The sequence below is a fragment of the Paraburkholderia sp. J76 genome (assembly GCF_905220295.1).
Classification (GTDB): Bacteria; Pseudomonadota; Gammaproteobacteria; order Burkholderiales; family Burkholderiaceae; genus Paraburkholderia.
Window position 1 is genome coordinate 166,331 of the sequence record NZ_CAJMZJ010000011.1, and the last position, 19,223, is coordinate 185,553.

The following is a 19,223-nucleotide window of genomic DNA, read 5'->3' on the forward strand; positions in this document are numbered from 1 at the left end:
CCGCCCGCGCATGCATGATGCACGAGCGGCGGCGCAATTTGAAATTACAGGATCGACTTCAGCAGACGGCCCATTTCCGACGGGTTGCGCGTGACCTTGATGCCGCACGCGTCCATGATTTCCAGCTTCGCGTCGGCCGTGTCCGCACCGCCCGAGATCAGCGCGCCGGCGTGGCCCATGCGCTTGCCCGGAGGCGCCGTGACGCCCGCGATGAAGCCGACGACCGGCTTCTTCATGTTGCCCTTGATCCACTCCGCTGCCGTGGCTTCGTCCGGACCGCCGATCTCGCCGATCATGATCACGGCGTCCGTCTCCGGATCGTCGTTGAACATCTTCATGACGTCGATGTGCTTCAGACCGTTGATCGGGTCGCCGCCGATACCGACTGCCGACGACTGGCCGAGGCCGAGCGCGGTCAGTTGGGCAACCGCTTCGTACGTGAGCGTGCCCGAACGCGACACGACGCCGATGCGGCCCTTGCGGTGGATGTGACCCGGCATGATGCCGATCTTCAGCTCGTCCGGCGTGATCGTGCCGGGGCAGTTCGGGCCGAGGAGCAGCGTCTTGCGGCCTTCGCGGCGCATACGGTCCTTCACTTCGATCATGTCGCGAACCGGAATGCCTTCCGTGATACAGATCGCGAGATCGAGGTCGGCTTCGACAGCTTCCCAGATCGCAGCAGCAGCGCCTGCCGGCGGCACGTAGATGACCGAAACGGTCGCGCCGGTGGCGTCCTTGGCTTCACGCACGTTCGCGTAGATAGGAATGCCTTCGAAATCTTCGCCGGCCTTCTTCGGGTTCACGCCAGCGACGAACGCTTCGCGGCCGTTCGCGTACTCGCGGCAAGCGCGGGTGTGGAACTGACCGGTCTTGCCGGTGATGCCCTGCGTGATGACCTTGGTGTCTTTGTTGATCAGAATCGACATGTATTGACCTCTGTTCGTCTGGCGCCATGCCGCACTGCCACATTCTTTGCGGTGGCCGCGCCGGCATCACGCCATTCGTGTCCCGTGAAAATTACTTGCCTTCGGCAGCCGCGACAACCTTCTGCGCGGCCTCTTCCATGCTGTCTGCCGAGATGATCGGCAGGCCCGATTCGGCCAGCATCTTCTTGCCGAGGTCCTCGTTCGTGCCCTTCATGCGCACGACGAGCGGCACGTTCAGGTTCACGGCCTTCGAACCGGCGATCACGCCTTCCGCGATCACGTCGCAGCGCATGATGCCGCCGAAGATGTTCACGAGGATCGCCTTCAGGCCCGGGTTCTTGAGCATGAGCTTGAACGCTTCGGTGACCTTCTCGGTCGTGGCGCCACCGCCCACGTCGAGGAAGTTCGCCGGCTCGCCGCCGAACAGCTTGATGGTGTCCATCGTCGCCATGGCCAGACCTGCGCCGTTCACCAGACAGCCGATGTTGCCGTCGAGCGAGATGTACGCGAGGTCGAACTTCGAGGCTTCGATTTCGGCCGGATCTTCTTCGTCCAGATCGCGGTAAGCGACGATTTCCGGGTGACGTGCCAGCGCGTTCGAGTCGAAGTTGAACTTCGCGTCGAGTGCGGTCACGGTGCCGTTGCTCGAGACGTTCAGCGGGTTGATTTCGGCCAGCGATGCGTCCGTTTCCCAGAATGCCTTGTACAGGCCTTGCAGGATCGTACGCGCTTGCGGAATCGATGCAGCCGGCACGCCGATCTTCGTGGCGAGGTCGTCGGCTTGCGCGTCGAGCAGACCCGTGTTCGGATCGACGATGACCTTGTGGATCAGTTCCGGGTGCTTTTCGGCGACTTCTTCGATGTCCATGCCGCCTTCGCTCGAACCCATCAGAACGATCTTTTGCGACACGCGGTCGACGACGAGGCTGACATACAGTTCCTGCTTGATGTCGGCGCCTTCTTCGATCAGCAGACGGTTGACCTTCTGGCCTTCCGGACCGGTCTGGTGCGTGACGAGCTGCATGCCGAGGATCTGGTTCGCGTACTCGCGAACCTGCTCGAGCGTCTTGGCAACCTTCACGCCGCCGCCCTTGCCGCGGCCGCCCGCGTGGATCTGCGCCTTGACGACCCAAACCGGACCGCCCAGCTCTTCAGCGGCCTTGACCGCGTCATCCACCGAAAACACCGGGATGCCGCGCGGGACGGCGACTCCGAATTTCCGCAGGATTTCCTTACCCTGGTACTCGTGAATCTTCATGCGTGATTCCTTCAGTCTGAGAGTTGGAGTGAACTTCGATTCCGCTGTTGTTATTCATGCGAGACGGCGTCGGCCCTGCCCTCTTGGCCCGGGCTCCGGCTGTCGCGCACGCTGGCGGTTTGCGCGCCGCGCTCTATTGAACGCGGCACATGGCCATACCAGCGCGGATAAAACTGCTTCACCGCCTCCCCGTCGAACCGCAGCGCGTGGCAGCGGCCAAGCTGGAAGGGCGGCTTTTCACCTTCGGCCTCATTGCCTCCGGCGGTCTTGCCTGGTTCCGGTCCGGGCGCTTCACCCGGCGAGCCATTCGATGTGTCCCACACTTCTCCAACGAACGCCTGGATCGCAGCAGTCGGCAAAACGCCCAACATTTCTGTGAGATGCGTGCAGCCAACCGTGCCGGCGAGCAGCCGGCCCGCTTCGCGGCGGAAGTTCTGGAGGAGATTGAGCCCGATAAGGGCCCGATAGGCGGGATTTGCGTTCTGGCACTGACCGTCGTAAGGCACCCAGTCGGACGACGCTTCTGCGTCGACGACGTTGAGCTTGCGATCGATCGTAATACGCAGCCAGAGTTCATGGATCGGCAGACCATTGGGCCGGACACCGGCGGCGAGCGGCACGTCGCGTGGCTTGTGGTCGGTCAGGCACGCGTCGATGTCCCACAGGCCGTCTTCGCGCTCATAGGCAACCGCCCGGATGGCGCGCTGATGGCGCAACTGGCGGGGCACGGGCGGAGAAAGCGGCATGCTAAAGGTAAGACCGGATTGGAAAACCTCGCGATTTTAACATACCGGGTATTTGAGACAGCCGCGAACACACAGGCTGGGCATGGACTTGCCCACGAGACTTTTCGAGACGACCGGCTCAGTTATCGGACCAGTCTTCCTCGATTCCCTTGAGGATCTTGCCGATGATCGACATCGAGAAGCCGCGCGCCGCGAGAAAGCGGGCCTGGCGCGCGCGTTCGGCCGGCGTTTCGGGCAACTGGCCGTACTTCTTCTGCCAGACGGCGCGGGCGCGCGTGAGTTCGGTCTCGCGCAGTTGCGTGTTCACTTCTTCGATGAGTGCGTCGCCCACCGCGTGCCGCTTGAGTTCGCTGACGATACGCCCTGCCCCCACGCGCGCCGCGCGCCGGTGCACGACGCTTTCGGCAAAGCGCGCGTCGGAAAGCCAGCCTTCGCGCTCGAGCGAATCGAGCAGCGCTTCGAGTGCGCCAGCGTCTTCGGTGTACGGCACGAGCTTGCGCGAGAGTTCGGCGCGGCTGTATTCGCGGCGCGAAAGATAGCCGAGCGCGCGGCCCTTGAGGGAGCGCTCGGGGCGCTGCTTCGCGGCGGACGATTGTTCGCGCGCGCTGGCGCGCGCGGCGCGGGTGGCCGAACTGCGCTCGTATTGGTCGGCGTGCGGTGAGCCGGATTCGCGCGTTGCTTCTGCGGGCGCGCGCGATGTGGATAAAGACGAACGCTTGAACGATGTTTCGAACGACGGCTCCGGCGGCGCGTTTGCCGTTTCATCGTCTGCGCTGAAGAAGGCTTCGAACGGCACTTCGAAGACCGCGCCGCCATCGTCGCTGAGATCGGCGGGCGAAGAATATGCCGCGCCGGAAGGCGCAAAGCCGCGATCGCCCGCCTGGGCGTCGCGGCTTGAACGGTTCCGTGAGTCGGCAGGCTTCATGGCAGGACGCCGCTCGGCGCCCCTTTCCATGGTTGAGCCCGCAGGCGAACCCGCACGCGAGTTAGCCTGCTCGCCGGAAGGCGAGGACGTAGATGACTCGCCCTTGCGCATCAGCTTGCCTTATCTACGAGAGCCCGAAGGGCTTACTCTTCGTCAGCGACTTCGACTTCGCCGGAATCTTTGACGCCGTCCGGCATCGTGCTTACGCCGAGCGATTCGCGGATGCGGTTTTCAATCTCACGAGCGATATCCGCGTTTTCGCGCAGGAATTCGCGTGCATTGTCCTTGCCCTGGCCAATGCGCTCGCCGTTATAGCTGTACCACGCACCCGCCTTGTCGACGATCTTGGCCTGCACGCCGAGGTCGACGATTTCGCCCTGACGCGAAATGCCCTCGCCGTAGAGAATGTCGAACACGGCTTCGCGGAACGGCGGCGAGACCTTGTTCTTCACGACCTTCACGCGCGTTTCGCTGCCGATCACTTCGTCGTTCTTCTTGATCGAACCGATACGGCGAATGTCCAGGCGCACCGACGAGTAGAACTTGAGCGCGTTGCCGCCCGTGGTGGTTTCCGGGTTGCCGAACATCACCCCGATCTTCATGCGGATCTGGTTGATGAAGATCACCATGCAGTTCGTCTTCTTGATCGTGCCGGTGAGCTTGCGCAGCGCCTGCGACATCAGACGCGCCTGCAAACCCGGCAGCGAGTCGCCCATTTCGCCTTCGATTTCGGCCTTCGGCACGAGCGCCGCGACCGAGTCGATGACGATCATGTCGATCGAGCCCGAGCGCACCAGCGCGTCGGTGATTTCGAGCGCCTGCTCGCCCGTGTCCGGCTGCGAGATAAGCAGCTCCGGCACGTTCACGCCGAGCTTGGCGGCGTATTGCACGTCGAGCGCGTGTTCCGCGTCGATGAACGCCGCCGTGCCGCCGAGCTTCTGCATTTCGGCGATGACCTGCAGCGTGAGCGTGGTCTTGCCCGACGATTCCGGACCGTAGATCTCGACCACCCGGCCGCGCGGCAAACCGCCGACGCCGAGCGCGATGTCGAGGCCGAGCGAGCCAGTGGAGACTACCTGGATGTCCTCGACCGCTTCGCCGTCGCCGAGTCGCATGATCGACCCCTTGCCGAACTGCTTTTCGATCTGCGCGAGCGCGGCGGCCAGCGCCTTGCTCTTTTCAGCAGTCAGCCCAGCCGAGCCTTTCTTGCTATCTTCCATGAATCGTCCTTTGCTATGATGAACGGCGTCTCGTGACCATGTGCACGCCTCATTCGGGCTAATGCACACGAACGCAGACACTGTATAAAAAAACAGTGGTTTTGGCAAGCCTTTCTGGCTTTCCAGAACCGCGAATTTCGGGAGACCGCCGCGCGTCGCCCGGCCGCGCCTTCAAGGACGCGGCGCGGCGCGGGTGTTACGAGTTCAAAAGCGAGGCCCAGACACCTCGAAGGCGACGCCGGCGCAACATGCGAATCCTCATTGCCGAAGACGACAGCATACTCGCGGACGGGCTCGTAAGATCACTCCGCCAATCGGGCTATGCCGTTGATCACGTGCGTAACGGCGTGGACGCCGATACCGCCTTGTCGATGCAGTCGTTCGACCTCTTGATCCTCGATCTGGGCCTGCCGAAAATGCCGGGCCTCGAAGTGCTGCGCCGTTTGCGCGCGCGCAATTCCAGTCTGCCCGTGCTGATCCTCACCGCCGCCGACAGCGTGGACGAGCGCGTGAAAGGCCTCGACCTCGGCGCCGACGACTACATGGCCAAGCCCTTCGCGCTCAACGAACTCGAAGCGCGCGTGCGCGCGCTTACGCGGCGCGGCGCGGGCGGCGGCCCGACCGTCGTGCGTCACGGCGCGCTCGCGTTCGACCAGGTGGGGCGCATCGCGCGCATCAACGACCAGGTGCTCGATCTTTCGGCGCGCGAACTGGGTGTGCTCGAAGTGCTGCTGCAGCGCCTGGGGCGCCTCGTCTCGAAGGAACAGCTCGTCGATCACCTGTGCGAATGGGGCGAGGAAGTCAGCAACAACGCCATCGAGGTCTACGTGCACCGGCTGCGCAAGAAGCTCGAAGCGGGCGGCGTGCGCATCGTGACGGTGCGCGGACTCGGCTACTGCCTCGAAAAGGAGGCAAAGGAAACGCAGACCGGCGCCAGCCAGCCGAACGCCCGGACCGAGGCCGGCGCGCCCGGCGCCGCGCCGACGATGCCCGCCAGCCACTACTTCAAGTAGGCGGGGTCGACGATGGCCGGGCGTCCCTCCATCGCGCGCGCCGTGCCGCCCAAGGGCGCCGCGGGCGCGGGCGGCCGGCCCGGCGACACCGCCCCGGGCGCGTCGACATTCGCGGCCGACGCCCTCGACGACGACGCGCGCGACGCCCGCTACGCCAACCCGTTCGCCCCGCCCGACGAAGCCGAAGCCGCCGCCGAGGCGCGCCCGCGCTCGCTCTTCGGCGAGATTCTCGACTGGATGCTCGCGCCCTTGCTGCTGCTCTGGCCGATGAGCATCGCGGTCACGTATCTCGTGGCGAAGTCGATCGCCAACGGCCCCTTCGACCGCGCGCTCGAAACCGACGCCTATGTGCTCGCGCGCCAGATCCAGCCCGTGAACGGCGTGGCGGAGCTGACGCTCCCGGCCTCCACGCGCGACTTCCTGCGCGCCGACAACGTCGACAGCGTGTTCTACCAGGTGCTCGGCAGCCGCGGCGAGCTGATCGGCGGCGATCGCGACATGCCGCTGCCGCACGACGACGACCGCCCGCCACCGGGTCTCGTCGAATTCCGCGACGACACGCTGCGCGGCATCGACATCCGCGTCGCCTATACGACGGTCGAGCCCACGCATCTCAGCGCCGGCGACCGCCAGGGTCAGCCCGTGCTCGTGCAGGTCGCGGAAACGCTCGACAAGCGCCGCCAGCTCGCCAACGACATCATCAAGGGCGTAATCCTGCCGCAGTTCGTGATCTTGCCGCTCGCGATCCTGCTCGTCTGGTTCGGTCTCTCGCGCGGCCTCGCTCCCTTGCACGCGCTGCAATCGAACATCCGCATGCGCCGCCCCGACGACCTTTCGCCGCTCGAAGCGCGCCGCGCGCCGCCCGAAATCGAGCCGCTCGTCACCTCGTTCAACGATCTGCTCACGCGGCTCGAACAGAACATGGAGCTGCAAAAGCGCTTCATCGCCGACGCCGCGCATCAGATGAAGACCCCGCTCGCGGGCCTGCGCACCCAAGCCGAACTCGCGCTGCGCCAGGACGCGCCAGCCGAAGTGCACCGCTCGCTCGAACAGATCGCGACGAGTTCCGAACACGCGGCGCGGCTCGTCACGCAGTTACTCGCGCTCGCGCGCGCGGAAAACCGCATGTCGGGGCAAATTTTCACGCCGGTCGATGTGGCGGACGTGGCGCGTCACGCCGTGCGCGACTGGGTGCAGCCGGCGCTCGCCAAACAGATGGATCTCGGCTACGAAGGCCCCGAAACGGCCTACGCGAGCGACGAGGACGACGGCGATGCGGCGGCGCGCGTGGAAGTGGACGGCAACCCCGTGATGCTGCGCGAAATGCTCTCGAACCTCATCGACAACGCTATCCGCTATACGCCCGCGGGCGGCCGCATCACCGTGCGCGTGCGGCCGGAGCCCGCGGCGGGCGTGGTTCATCTCGAAGTGGAAGACACGGGCATGGGCATTCCGCCCGCCGAGCGCGAACGCGTCATCGAGCGCTTCTACCGCATTCTCGGACGCGATGGCGAAGGCAGCGGACTCGGCCTCGCGATCGTGCGCGAGATCGCCACGATGCATGGCGGCACGCTCGCCATCGCAGATCACGTTTATCAGGACGCGCCGCGCCTGGCCGGGACGCTCGTGCGCGTGACGCTGCGTCTGCGCGGGCAAGGACAAGGGCAAGCTTGAGCGGCATGTCAATGCCCGTGCGTCGAAACCGCCGTGAAACTGACGGAGGCGCTTCAGAAAGCGGGATGGGACTTACCCTTATCCGCAACCCAATACGGGATGCCGAATTCGCTCGTTAGGAGATATTAGAGGATCGATAAGATATTTTCGCACCATATTCGGCGAATTTAACCCATCAAACCCCACTCCGATACGTCGCTCAGAAACCCACACGCGCGTCAGAAGCCCGTAAGTTTCCATTCCAATAATGCTCCCCAGGACCGCGGGTGTCTGCCTCCCCTGCCCGACGGACCACACGCATATCAATACTGGAGACATATATGGCAACCGTTGGCGGACAAGTCTCGCACGCGCCGATGACCAGCGACGAAAAACGCGTGATCTTCGCGTCGTCGCTCGGCACCGTGTTCGAGTGGTACGACTTTTACCTGGCCGGATCGCTCGCGGCCTTCATTAGCAAGAGCTTCTTTTCAGGCGTCAATCCCACGGCCGGCTTCATCTTCACGCTGCTCGGCTTCGCCGCCGGCTTTGCGGTGCGTCCGTTCGGCGCGATCGTGTTCGGCCGCCTCGGCGACCTCGTGGGCCGCAAGCACACGTTCCTCGTCACGATCGTCATCATGGGCGTCTCGACCTTCGTGGTCGGCTTCCTGCCAGGCTACGCGGCGATCGGCATTGCGTCGCCCGTGATCTTCATCGGCATGCGCCTGCTGCAAGGTCTCGCGCTCGGCGGCGAGTATGGCGGCGCCGCGACCTATGTTGCGGAACACGCGCCGCCCGGACGCCGCGGCTTCTATACCTCGTGGATCCAGACGACCGCCACGCTTGGCCTGTTCCTCTCGCTGCTCGTGATCCTCGGCGTGCGCACCTTCGTCGGCGAAGAACAGTTCGCCGCATGGGCCTGGCGCATTCCGTTCATCGCGTCGATCCTGCTGCTCGCCGTGTCGGTGTGGATCCGCCTGCAACTCGACGAATCGCCGGCATTCAAGCGCATCAAGGCGGAGGGCAAGGTCTCGAAGGCGCCGATCAAGGAAGCGTTCGGCCAGTGGAAGAACCTCAAGGTCGTGCTGCTCGCCCTCTTCGGCCTCACGGCCGGCCAGGCCGTGGTCTGGTACACGGGCCAGTTCTACGCGCTCTTTTTCCTCACGCAGACGCTCAAGGTGGACGGTTCGAGCGCCAACATCCTGATCGCGCTGGCACTCCTGATCGGCACGCCGTTCTTCCTGTTCTTCGGCGCGCTTTCGGACAAGATCGGCCGCAAGCCCATCATCATGGCGGGCTGCCTGATCGCAGCGCTCACCTACTTCCCGATCTTCAAGGCGATCACGCACTACGCGAACCCGGCGCTCGAAGCCGCGACCGCGCGCGCGCCGATCGTCGTGATCGCGAACCCGGCCGAGTGCTCGTTCCAGTTCAACCCGGTCGGCACCTCCAAGTTCACGAGTTCGTGCGACATCGCCAAGAGCGCGCTTTCGAAGGCGGGCCTGAACTACGAGAACGTGGCGGCTCCCGCTGGCACGCTCGCGCAGATCAAGGTGGGCGACACGACCATCGACACCTTCGACGGCCGCGCGCCGGGCGCGAAGGAAGCCGGTGCGCTGTTCGAGAAGACGCTCGCGGCGACGCTCAAAGCAGCGGGCTACCCGCTCAAGGCCGACCCGGCGCAGCTCAACTGGCCGATGACCGTGGTGATGCTGACGATCCTCGTGATCTTCGTGACCATGGTGTACGGGCCGATCGCGGCGATGCTGGTGGAGATGTTCCCGACGCGCATCCGCTACACGTCGATGTCGCTGCCCTATCACATCGGCAACGGCTGGTTCGGCGGCTTCCTGCCGGCGACGGCCTTCGCGATCGTCGCGGCGCGGGGCGATATCTACTCGGGCCTCTGGTATCCGATCATCATCGCGCTGGCCACTTTCGTGATTGGCATGCTGTTCGTGAGGGAAACCAAGGACTCGGATATCTACGCGCAGGATTGAGTCTGCGAGCGCCGCCGGGCGGGACCTTCGGCCCGGCGGCGAACTTCCCCTCAAAAAAAGATGACGAAGGGAGTTGACAGACTCGGCCTGCACCGCGATAATTCTTTTCTTCGGCGAATTAGCTCAGCCGGTTAGAGCGACGGAATCATAATCCGCAGGTCCGGGGTTCGAATCCCTGATTCGCCACCAGTTGCAAAAGAAAGCCGCTGTCCCACAAGGACAGCGGCTTTTTTCATTTCCGCGCTCCGCGTTCGCGCGCGACGAACCACGTTCAACCCTCGCGTTCACCCCTCGATACGCTCTCGCGTCACCCGCAACAGCGCGGCCATCGCGCGACTCGCCGCATAGGCGTCGCGGTTCGCGATCGCGTCGTACACAAGCGTGTGGTCGGGCAGCGCCGCGTTGAACACGTCGGCGCGCTTCGCGTTCACGCGCAACTGGCCTTCGAGCGTGCGCTCGATCAGCGTGCCGAGCGGCACCAGCAACTCGTTGCGACAGGCGCCCAGGACCGCGAGATGAAAGCGCAGGTCCGCGCGCACCCATTCGTCCACGTTGCGCGCCTCGACCATGGCTTCGTGCGCGGCGGCGAGCGACGCGAGCGCATCGGCGTCGCGCGCGTTCGCGGCGAGTCCTGCCGCGAACGGCTCGATCATTTCGCGCATTTCCTGGAGCTTGAGCGCGAACCCGAGCGGCGGCGCCACGCGCGCGTACCAGTCGAGCACGTCGGCATCGAGCAGGTTCCACGCTTCGCGCGCACGCACGCGCGTACCCACGCGCGGGCGCGACTCCACGAGCCCTTTCGAGGTGAGCGTGCGCAGCGCCTCGCGCAGCACCGTGCGGCTCACCTCGAACGTCGCCATCAGTTCGGCCTCGCGCGGCAGAACCGTCGAAGGCGGGTAGTCGCCGCGCAGGATCGCGCTGCCTAGTTCGTAGGCCACCGTGCCGTGCAGATCGCGTTGTATCGCCGTTCTCCTGGATATTGGGAAGCGTCCGGAAATAATACTATTAATAGCACTTAAAGGCGAATTTTGCAGTAGCATGTGCGGTTGAAGACGTTGCCGCTCGCGCGTGGCGCGAGCGCCGCCCTACCGCTCAAGGTCATGGAGACACCGCATGAAAATCACCAGGCTCGAAACCTTCGTCGTCCCGCCGCGCTGGCTCTTTCTGAAGATCGAAACGGACGAAGGGATCATCGGCTGGGGCGAGCCCATCGTCGAAGGCCGGGCACACACGGTAGCCGCGGCCGTCGATGAACTCGCCGACTACCTGATCGGCAAGGACCCGCTCCTCATCGAAGATCACTGGCAGGTGATGTATCGCGCGGGTTTCTACCGCGGCGGCCCGATCACGATGAGCGCGATTGCCGGCGTCGACCAGGCGCTGTGGGACATCAAGGGCAAGCATCATGGCGTGCCCGTTCACGCGCTGCTCGGCGGCCAGGTGCGCGACAAGATCAAGGTGTATTCGTGGATCGGCGGCGACCGTCCGAGCGATGTCGCCAACAACGCGCGCGCCGTGGTCGAGCGCGGCTTCAAGGCCGTGAAGATGAACGGCTCGGAAGAACTGCAGATCATCGACACCTTCGACAAGGTGCAAGGCGTCATCAACAACGTCGCCGCCGTGCGCGAGGCCGTAGGCCCGAACGTCGGCATCGGCGTGGACTTCCATGGCCGCGTGCACAAGCCCATGGCCAAGGTGCTAGCGAAGGAACTCGATCCGTTCAAGCTCATGTTCATCGAAGAGCCGGTGCTCTCCGAGAACGTCGAGGCGCTGCGCGACATCGTCAACCAGACCAGCACGCCTATCGCGCTGGGCGAGCGTCTTTATTCGCGCTGGGATTTCAAGCACATTCTCGCGGGCGGCTACGTCGACATCATCCAGCCCGACGCCTCGCACGCGGGCGGCATCACCGAGTGCCGCAAGATCGCCGCGATGGCAGAAGCCTATGACGTCGCGCTCGCGCTGCATTGCCCGCTCGGGCCGATTGCGCTCGCCACCTGCCTGCAGATCGACGCGGTGAGCTACAACGCGTTCATCCAGGAGCAGAGCCTCGGCATCCATTACAACAAGGGCAACGATCTGCTCGACTACATCCGCAATCCGGAAGTGTTCAAATACGAGGACGGCTTCGTCTCGATTCCGCAGGGCCCGGGTCTTGGCATCGACGTGAACGAGGAGAAGGTGCGCGAGATGGCGAAGACCGGTCACCGCTGGCGCAATCCGGTGTGGCGTCACGAAGATGGCAGCGTCGCCGAGTGGTGATGCAAAACTGAACGCCAAACGCGCGGCGCGCAACGTAACGTGACACACGCAATGCCGCGCGTTTCGGCGACGTAACATTTCTCGCGGCTTTGCGCGCCCCGGCGCGCTCGCTCGCAATCCGCGCGACCGGCTTATGTCGCTTGCGCACACAGCCAGTTCATGAAAAGCCGCGCCGTTCAAGGCACGACATAGTCGAGCGCGCGCTTCGCGAGCAAACGCCGCCCGCTGGCCCGCGCCTTGCTGATTCCTTTGCAACCCAACCTTGGTCTTGCAAAGGGACTCCATGGACGCGTCGCTCCCCGACTACCTCATCCGCGAACAGGCCGCCGTGGGCGCGCTCGTCGCCTTCGGCTTCATGCGCGTGCTCGCGGGCGCCATCGCCTTCATGCGCGGATGGCGCATCGGCTGGGTGGAGTACGCCGGGATCGGCGCCGCGGTGTTGTGGTGCGCGCCGCAACTGTTCGCGCTGATCGCGAATCCTGCGTCCGTGCCCGCGCTCGCCGAACTCGAGGGCAACGTCATGGGCTGCGCCGCCGCCCTCTTTTGCGCACCGATCCTCAGTCACCGGCTCGGCTACGAGTAAGTTCCGCGGACGACGTTTCAGCCCTGCAACACGTAGCCCGGCACGCTGTGCGCGAGCGCGGCCGCCGTCACGAGGATGCCGATCATCACGATCGCTTCGAGATGGATCACGTTGACGAAGCGGCGCGCGGCCGCGGTCGACGCCGCGCGCCGCAACTCGGGCATCGCGACGAGCCGGTTGAAGCCGCCCATCGCCAGTGCGAGCACGACGAGCGCGATCTTGAGCAGCAGTACGCGGCCCCAGGTGCTGTCCACGATGGCGTCGAGCGAACCGCCGCTGCCGCGCAGGGCGTTGAACACGCCCGTCGCGATCACGAAGCCCACCGCGAAGAACGCCACGTTCGAGACCTGACCCGCTGTACGGATCAACACGCCGCGCGCCGTCGATGCGCCGAGCGCCGGCAGAACCGCCAGTCCGCCCGCCATGACGATGCCGCTCCATGCGCTGGCGCTCAGCACGTGCAAGGTATGGAGGCCGAGCGCGGCCGACGCGAAGCCCGCATCGGCGGCATGCCCGAGGCCCGCGCGCCCCGCCGCGACGGCGACGAGCGCGAGCCACAGCACGCCGTCACGCACCACGCTCGCCGCGGCGAACGCGCAGCCGGCTAGCACGAGCGCGCCCGCGAACGCGACCGACCACGCGTGGCCAACGTGCGTTTGCGAGAGCACCGTGCCGACCACGCCGAACGCGCCGGGCAACGACTCGCCGCTAACCGACGCGCTTTCGTAAAGCATCCACATGAGAAGCGCCGCGATGAGCACCACCGCCGAGGCGCGCAGCGAGCGTTGCGCGCGCAGCCATGCGAGGCGCGCGGGCGCGATGGCCGTGCGGCCGTCTTTGTCGAGCCACGCGCCATAGAACGCCGAGCCGAGCGCGAAGGCGTAAGCCACGTTGACGATGGCCGCCATGGCGACCTGTCCGATCCAGAGCCAGTCAGCTTTCATCGGACCTCGCCCTCCCGCGTGTCGCGAGTCGCGCGGGCCTCGCGCGAAGGGGAACGGTCGGCTTGATGCAACGATAGGGAAAGTGCAATTGGAGTCATCGAGACAAGTGGCAAGGAAACAACATGAAAACAGCTACGGCAGGACGCCGGCGCATTACATCGCAGCGCGCTGCGCGTCCGCAAGGGTGCCTGCTTCGATAGCCGCCGCGCAGATCAGTTCAATGCAGCGTTGATGCGGCTTCGATGCGGCTTTCATGCGGATTCGACGCAGGTTCGACGCGCGTTCCATGCACGAGCGTCGAGCCAGCGCACGAAACACGATACGGCTGCGCCATGCGCCCGGCATGAAGCGATGCATCGACCCGGCAACGAGCGGCTCGCCGAGTGTGGCGCGGGTGCGGGACAACCCCGTGTCACCGATCGGCGAACAGGTGCAGAATCATAACCGGCACCGCCGCGACCATCAGCCGCAAGCACGTCGCGATGGCGCCTCGAAGGCGTCGGTGGGCTTTCGTGACGCATGTGGCAAATGGTCACTACCCGTTCCCGATGCTAGAATCTGCTGCGTCGCCGCAGCGCGCACGGTCTTCTGCTTTCATCGCGCGCAGCCTAAAAGCCGGGCCGTTCGAAGCCTGGTCAGGTCCACGATAAAGATGGAGTTACGCGTGTCCCCAAGACGTATCTTCCGACCGCTCATTCCGCTCGTCGCGCCTCTGGCAGCAGCACTTTTGCTCGGGACGACCGGCGTTCTCAGCGCTGCACACGCCCAGACAGCCGCTTCGGCGCCGCAGGCCGCCGCCCCCGATACGATCGCCGCTCGCGTGCAGGGCTGTACCGCATGCCACGGCTCGCATGGCCAGGGCACCGACAACGACTACTTCCCGCGTCTCGCCGGCAAACCGGCCGAGTACCTGTTCAACCAGCTAATGAATTTCCGCGAGGGTCGCCGCAAGTACCCTCCGATGAATTATCTGGTCACCTATCTCTCCGACGACTACCTGCACGAGATCGCGACGTTCTTCTCGCAGCAGCGGCCGCCCTACCCGCCGCCCGCGAAGCCCGCGGTCAGCAGCGACACGCTCGCGCGCGGCCAGCAGATCGTGCTGCACGGCGACACGGCCAGGCAGGTGCCCGCCTGCGCGGCCTGCCACGGCGCGAAGCTCACCGGCATGGAGCCGGCCATTCCGGGTCTCGTCGGTCTGCACAGGGATTACATCAGCGCGCAGATCGGCGCCTGGCGCTCGGGCTCGCGGCATGCGAAAGCGCCCGACTGCATGCATGAGATCGCCACGCGCCTCACCGACGAAGACGTGAACGCGGTCGCGGCCTGGCTCTCGACGCAGAGCGCGCCGCAGAACCCCGTGCCGGCGCCGGCTGGCTCACTCAAGACGCCGCTTGCCTGCGGCAGCGAACCGCAATAAGGCGCCGGGGGAGACAGCCAATATGAACCGCAAGTCCCTGTTCGCACTTTCCGCCGTCGTGGTGGCCGCCGCCGCGGCCCTCGTCCCGGTGCTCTGGTCGGGCACCCACTATCTGCAAAATGGCGCAGCGCTTGCCGCCACGCCCGTGGACCAGAACGATCTCATCAAGAGGGGCGAGTACCTCGCGCGCGCCGGCGACTGCATTGCCTGCCACACCGTGCGCGGCGGCCAGATGTTCGCGGGCGGCCTGCCCATGGCAACGCCCTTCGGCACGCTCTACACGCCCAACATCACGCCCGACGACCAGTACGGCATCGGCAAGTGGAGCGCCGACGACTTCTATCGCGCCATGCACACGGGCCGCTCGAAGGACGGCAGCCTGCTCTATCCGGCATTCCCGTTCGCGAGCTACACGAAGGTCACGCGCGCCGACGCCGACGCGATCTTCGCCTATCTGCGCTCGGTGCCGCCGGCCAACGTGCCCAGCCGTCCGCACGAACTCAAGTTCCCGTTCAACAACCGCAACCTGCTGATCGGCTGGCGTACGCTGTTCTTTCGCGAAGGCGAGTACAAGCCCGATCCGACCAAGTCGGTCGAATGGAACCGCGGCGCGTATCTCGTGGAAGGCCTCGGCCACTGCGGCATGTGCCACACGTCCATCAACGCGGTGGGCGGCCCGGTCAACTCGGCGGCTTTCGCGGGCGGCCTGATCCCGCTGCAGAACTGGTACGCGCCGTCGCTCACGGGCAGCGAAGGCGGCCTCGGCGACTGGGACGTCAGGGACATCGCGAGCCTCCTGAAGACCGGCGTTTCCCAGCGCGGCGCCGTGTTCGGCCCGATGGCGGACGTGATCCACAACAGCCTGCAATACCTCTCGGACGACGACATCCACGCGATGGCCTCGTACCTGAAGACCATCCCGCAGAAGAAGGAAGCGCCCGAAACGATGCAGATGGAGACTTCGGAGGCGTTCGGTGGCGAACTCTTGCAGCAAGGTCAGAAGATCTACCATGACCAGTGTGCGAAGTGCCACGCGGAGAACGGTCTGGGCATGCCGCCGAACTTCCCGCCGCTTGCGAACAACCAGTCGATCCAGATGCATTCGGCCGTGAACCCGATCCGCATGGTGCTCAACGGCGGCTATCCGCCGAGCACGGTGGGCAACCCGCGTCCGTACGGCATGCCGCCGTTCGCGCAGGCGCTCTCGAACCAGGAAGTCGCGGCGGTGGTGACGTTCATCCGCATGTCCTGGGGCAACAAGGGCACGCCGGTGTCCCCGCAGCAGGTCGCCGACCTGCGCTCGTCTCCGCTCGACTGAGGGCCGTGTCGACCGGAGTTAGCGCTTTAGCGCTTACTCCGGTCCCATGCAGAGCACTCCGGTCCCATGCATAGCCCGCCACCGCCGATAGGGCTTCCGCCCTTACGGCGGTCCCACGCAAGTGGTTACTGCTATAGTGATGGTTGCCTGATAAGGGCGCAGTCTGCGAAGAGCGGGCTGCGCCCTTCGCTATTTGGCGCCGGGCCGTGCGGTGAAGGCGGTTCCGTGGCCCGTCAGGCCTGGTTTTGAACGCTGCGGTCGAGCACCGCGCCGCATGGGGTGGAACATTGTTCCACCTGCGCGCGTTGCGCTCAAGAAGAACAAGGAGTGGTCGTCATGCACGCCGGTGAGCGTCTGAACAGCATTACTCACCTCGTGGGCGCGATGTTGTCGATAGCGGGCCTCGTCTCGCTCGTGACGCTCGCGGCGCTGGATCACGACGCTTACAAGGTCGTGAGCTTCGCGGTTTACGGGGCGATGTTGTGCGCGCTGTACACGATCTCGACGCTGTATCACGGCGTGCGCGGCCTGCGGCTGAAGGCGGTGCTGCAAAAGTGCGACCACGCGGCGATCTATCTGCTCATCGCGGGAAGCTATACTCCGTTCACGCTCGTGACGCTGCGCGGGCCGTGGGGCTGGTCGCTCTTCGGCGTGAGCTGGGGGCTCGCGGCTCTCGGCATCGTGCAGGAACTCACGCTCGGGCGCCGCACGAGAGTGCTTTCGATGGTGCTCTACGTGGTGATGGGCTGGCTCGCGGTGGTGGCGGTTCGCCCGCTCGTCGAAGCCCTGCCGCCCGCGGGCACGGCGTGGCTGCTGGCCGGCGGCGTCATATACAGCGTCGGCATTTATTTTTTCGTCAATGACGAGCGCATCCGGCACGGACATGGAATCTGGCATCTGTTCGTGCTCGCCGGGAGCGTCTGTCAATTCGTGAGCGTCGCGCGCTACGTTGCGTGACGCGTCAATGCGAAGACATCGTACGGCCGCCGCAGTGTCCGCGGCCGCACGATGCAACTTGACGCCAGACGACGTGTCTTGATTGACGCGTGCGTTCCATGAAGAAAAAACGCGGCGTGCGCACTGGCGCGCCGTCCGAACAACGCGAAAAGGCGGCTTCGCCGGGCGCCTTCGAACCCGGCAACACTGCTTTGGCCGCGCTGCGCGCCCTCGGGCCGCGAAGCAACGCCCGCGCTACTGCAATACAACAGGTGTTTATGTCTTTCGATTCTCTCGGCTTGTCCGAACCGCTGGTCCGCGCAGTCAACGAACTTGGGTACAGCACGCCCACGCCCATCCAGGCGCAGGCAATTCCCGCCGTGCTCGGCGGCGGCGACCTGCTCGCCGGGGCGCAAACCGGCACCGGCAAGACCGCCGGCTTCACCCTGCCCATCCTGCAACGCCTCACGGACATGCCGCCCGCGGCTACGGCGAAGCGCGTGGTGCGCGCGCTCATCCTCACGCCCACACGCGAGCTGGCCGCGCAGGTCGAAGAGAGCGTGCGCGCCTACGGCAAGTATCTGAAGCTCAAGTCCACGGTGATGTTCGGCGGCGTGGGCATCAATCCGCAAATCGACGCGCTGCGCCGGGGCGTGGATATCGTCGTGGCAACGCCGGGCCGCCTGCTCGACCACATGCAGCAGAAGACGATCGACCTGTCGCAGCTCGAGATTCTCGTGCTCGACGAAGCCGACCGCATGCTCGACATGGGCTTCATCCACGACATCAAGCGCGTGCTCGCGAAGCTGCCGCCCAAGCGCCAGAACCTGCTCTTCTCGGCGACTTTCGCCGACGAGATCAAGGCGCTCGCCGACAGCCTGCTCGACTCGCCCGCGCTCATCGAAGTCGCGCGCCGCAACACCACGGCGGAAACCGTGGCACAGAAGATCTATCCCGTCGACCGGGACCGTAAGCGCGATCTGCTCACGCACCTGATCCGCCAGCACAACTGGTTTCAGGTGCTCGTGTTCACGCGCACGAAGCACGGCGCGAACCGGCTTGCCGAACAGCTCACGAAGGACGGCATCAGCGCGCTCGCGATTCACGGCAACAAGAGCCAGTCGGCGCGCACACGCGCCTTGAGCGAGTTCAAGGACGGCACGCTGCAGGTGCTCGTGGCCACGGACATCGCCGCGCGCGGCATCGATATCGACCAGCTTCCGCACGTGGTCAACTACGATCTGCCGAACGTGCCCGAGGACTACGTGCACCGCATTGGCCGCACGGGGCGCGCGGGCGCGACCGGCGAAGCGGTGTCGCTCGTATGCGTAGACGAGCATCAATTGCTCAAGGACATCGAGAAGCTCATCAAGCGCACGGTGCCCCAGGAAGTCATTCCGGGCTTCGAGCCGGACCCGCACGCGAAGCCCGAGCCGATCCAGCGCCGCAGCCAGCCGCAAGGCCGCTCGCCGCGCCAGGGGCAAGGCCAGGGCCGAGGTGCATCGAATGGCGCGAATGCCGCGAACGGCGGACGCCCCGCGCAGACGCGTGAAGCGCGCGAACCGCGTGAATCGCGTGAATCGCGTGAACCGCGCGGCGGTAATCGCGAAGGCGCACGCGAGGGTGGCCGTGACAGCGGTCGCGAAAACAACCGCGCTCATGCAGCCAATAGCAGCGGTAAAAGTGGTAATGGCGGCAACGGCGGCCAGCGCCCGGCCAAGCCCGCCTCGAAAGGCGGCGGCATCCGCACCACCCAGCCCGTGAAACAGCAAGGCGCGAATCACGGCGCACAGGGCGCGCGCGGCGAGCATACGCGTCGTGAAAGCCAGCGCGGCGTTTCGCACGAAAGCGCACTGGGACGCCCCCAGCAACGCAAGCCGCAAGGCAATCCGGGCGCGCTGCTCGGCGGCCGGCCAGGCGGCAACTCGCGCCGCGACGGCAACGGCCAGCGCGATCGCTGATCTTCGCCTCCATAAGCAAAAAGCCCGCTCCAGCAGCGGGCTTTTTCGTTTTCGCGCG

Annotated in this window: 17 protein-coding genes and 1 tRNA gene; 10 read left to right on the forward strand and 8 right to left on the reverse strand. The window is 65.4% G+C overall.

The annotated features are described in order from the left end of the window. Positions 1 to 44: 44 nt before the first annotated feature. The 5 genes from sucD to recA all read right to left on the reverse strand — a co-directional run bounded on the left by sucD (position 45) and on the right by recA (position 5,075). Positions 45 to 926, reverse strand: a complete 882-nt coding sequence (gene sucD, locus U5768_RS21475) for a succinate--CoA ligase subunit alpha (protein WP_322032406.1) — start codon at positions 924 to 926, stop codon at positions 45 to 47. Between the two features lie 91 nt (positions 927 to 1,017). Further along, positions 1,018 to 2,184, reverse strand: a complete 1,167-nt coding sequence (sucC, locus tag U5768_RS21480) for an ADP-forming succinate--CoA ligase subunit beta (protein WP_322032407.1) — start codon at positions 2,182 to 2,184, stop codon at positions 1,018 to 1,020. 50 nt (positions 2,185 to 2,234) lie between these two features. Then, complete coding sequence (locus U5768_RS21485; RefSeq protein WP_322032408.1) at positions 2,235 to 2,930, reverse strand: DUF2889 domain-containing protein; 696 nt, start codon at positions 2,928 to 2,930, stop codon at positions 2,235 to 2,237. Positions 2,931 to 3,048: 118 nt separating this feature from the next. Further along, entirely contained in the window at positions 3,049 to 3,855 is an 807-nt protein-coding gene (recX, locus tag U5768_RS21490; protein ID WP_322032409.1) for a recombination regulator RecX, read from the reverse strand. A gap of 143 nt (positions 3,856 to 3,998) precedes the next feature. Further along, the gene (recA, locus tag U5768_RS21495; protein ID WP_069262865.1) at positions 3,999 to 5,075 is read right to left on the reverse strand and encodes a recombinase RecA; all 1,077 of its coding nucleotides are present in this window, start codon (positions 5,073 to 5,075) and stop codon (positions 3,999 to 4,001) included. 248 nt (positions 5,076 to 5,323) lie between these two features. On the opposite strand from recA, the gene U5768_RS21500 reads away from it, so the two are divergent. The 4 genes from U5768_RS21500 to U5768_RS21515 all read left to right on the forward strand — a co-directional run bounded on the left by U5768_RS21500 (position 5,324) and on the right by U5768_RS21515 (position 9,930). Continuing rightward, positions 5,324 to 6,088 (forward strand): response regulator transcription factor, encoded by a 765-nt coding sequence (locus U5768_RS21500; RefSeq protein WP_322032410.1) that lies wholly within the window; start codon positions 5,324 to 5,326, stop codon positions 6,086 to 6,088. 12 nt (positions 6,089 to 6,100) lie between these two features. After that, a complete protein-coding gene (locus U5768_RS21505; protein ID WP_322032411.1) occupies positions 6,101 to 7,762 on the forward strand; it encodes a sensor histidine kinase in 1,662 nt (553 codons plus the stop codon). Positions 7,763 to 8,082: 320 nt separating this feature from the next. Continuing rightward, complete coding sequence (locus U5768_RS21510) at positions 8,083 to 9,741, forward strand: MFS transporter (protein WP_322032412.1); 1,659 nt, start codon at positions 8,083 to 8,085, stop codon at positions 9,739 to 9,741. Between the two features lie 112 nt (positions 9,742 to 9,853). Further along, positions 9,854 to 9,930 (forward strand) — tRNA-Met (locus U5768_RS21515). A 95-nt stretch (positions 9,931 to 10,025) separates the two neighbouring features. Here the strand turns inward: U5768_RS21515 and U5768_RS21520 are convergent. Further along, complete coding sequence (locus tag U5768_RS21520; RefSeq protein ID WP_322032413.1) at positions 10,026 to 10,781, reverse strand: FadR/GntR family transcriptional regulator; 756 nt, start codon at positions 10,779 to 10,781, stop codon at positions 10,026 to 10,028. Between the two features lie 73 nt (positions 10,782 to 10,854). Between U5768_RS21520 and dgoD the strand changes: the two genes are divergently transcribed. Both dgoD and U5768_RS21530 read left to right on the forward strand, forming a co-directional pair. Then, complete coding sequence (gene dgoD, locus U5768_RS21525; protein ID WP_322032414.1) at positions 10,855 to 12,003, forward strand: galactonate dehydratase; 1,149 nt, start codon at positions 10,855 to 10,857, stop codon at positions 12,001 to 12,003. 283 nt (positions 12,004 to 12,286) lie between these two features. Continuing rightward, the gene (locus tag U5768_RS21530; protein WP_322032415.1) at positions 12,287 to 12,586 is read left to right on the forward strand and encodes a hypothetical protein; all 300 of its coding nucleotides are present in this window, start codon (positions 12,287 to 12,289) and stop codon (positions 12,584 to 12,586) included. A gap of 17 nt (positions 12,587 to 12,603) precedes the next feature. Here U5768_RS21530 and U5768_RS21535 read toward each other — a convergent pair whose 3' ends face one another. Both U5768_RS21535 and U5768_RS21540 read right to left on the reverse strand, forming a co-directional pair. Further along, positions 12,604 to 13,530, reverse strand: coding sequence for a copper resistance D family protein (locus tag U5768_RS21535; RefSeq protein WP_322032416.1), 927 nt, complete (start codon positions 13,528 to 13,530; stop codon positions 12,604 to 12,606). A 153-nt stretch (positions 13,531 to 13,683) separates the two neighbouring features. Then, positions 13,684 to 13,935, reverse strand: coding sequence for a hypothetical protein (locus U5768_RS21540; protein ID WP_322032417.1), 252 nt, complete (start codon positions 13,933 to 13,935; stop codon positions 13,684 to 13,686). Between the two features lie 247 nt (positions 13,936 to 14,182). Here U5768_RS21540 and U5768_RS21545 point away from each other — a divergent pair, with 247 nt between their 5' ends. The 4 genes from U5768_RS21545 to U5768_RS21560 all read left to right on the forward strand — a co-directional run bounded on the left by U5768_RS21545 (position 14,183) and on the right by U5768_RS21560 (position 19,165). Further along, the gene (locus tag U5768_RS21545) at positions 14,183 to 14,950 is read left to right on the forward strand and encodes a c-type cytochrome (protein WP_322032418.1); all 768 of its coding nucleotides are present in this window, start codon (positions 14,183 to 14,185) and stop codon (positions 14,948 to 14,950) included. 22 nt (positions 14,951 to 14,972) lie between these two features. Further along, positions 14,973 to 16,268 carry a cytochrome c gene (locus U5768_RS21550; protein ID WP_322032419.1) on the forward strand — a complete coding sequence of 432 codons (1,296 nt, stop codon included), beginning with the start codon at positions 14,973 to 14,975 and terminating at the stop codon, positions 16,266 to 16,268. A gap of 336 nt (positions 16,269 to 16,604) precedes the next feature. Continuing rightward, complete coding sequence (gene trhA, locus U5768_RS21555; protein WP_322032420.1) at positions 16,605 to 17,225, forward strand: PAQR family membrane homeostasis protein TrhA; 621 nt, start codon at positions 16,605 to 16,607, stop codon at positions 17,223 to 17,225. Between the two features lie 257 nt (positions 17,226 to 17,482). After that, entirely contained in the window at positions 17,483 to 19,165 is a 1,683-nt protein-coding gene (locus tag U5768_RS21560) for a DEAD/DEAH box helicase (protein ID WP_322032421.1), read from the forward strand. Positions 19,166 to 19,223: the final 58 nt, after the last annotated feature.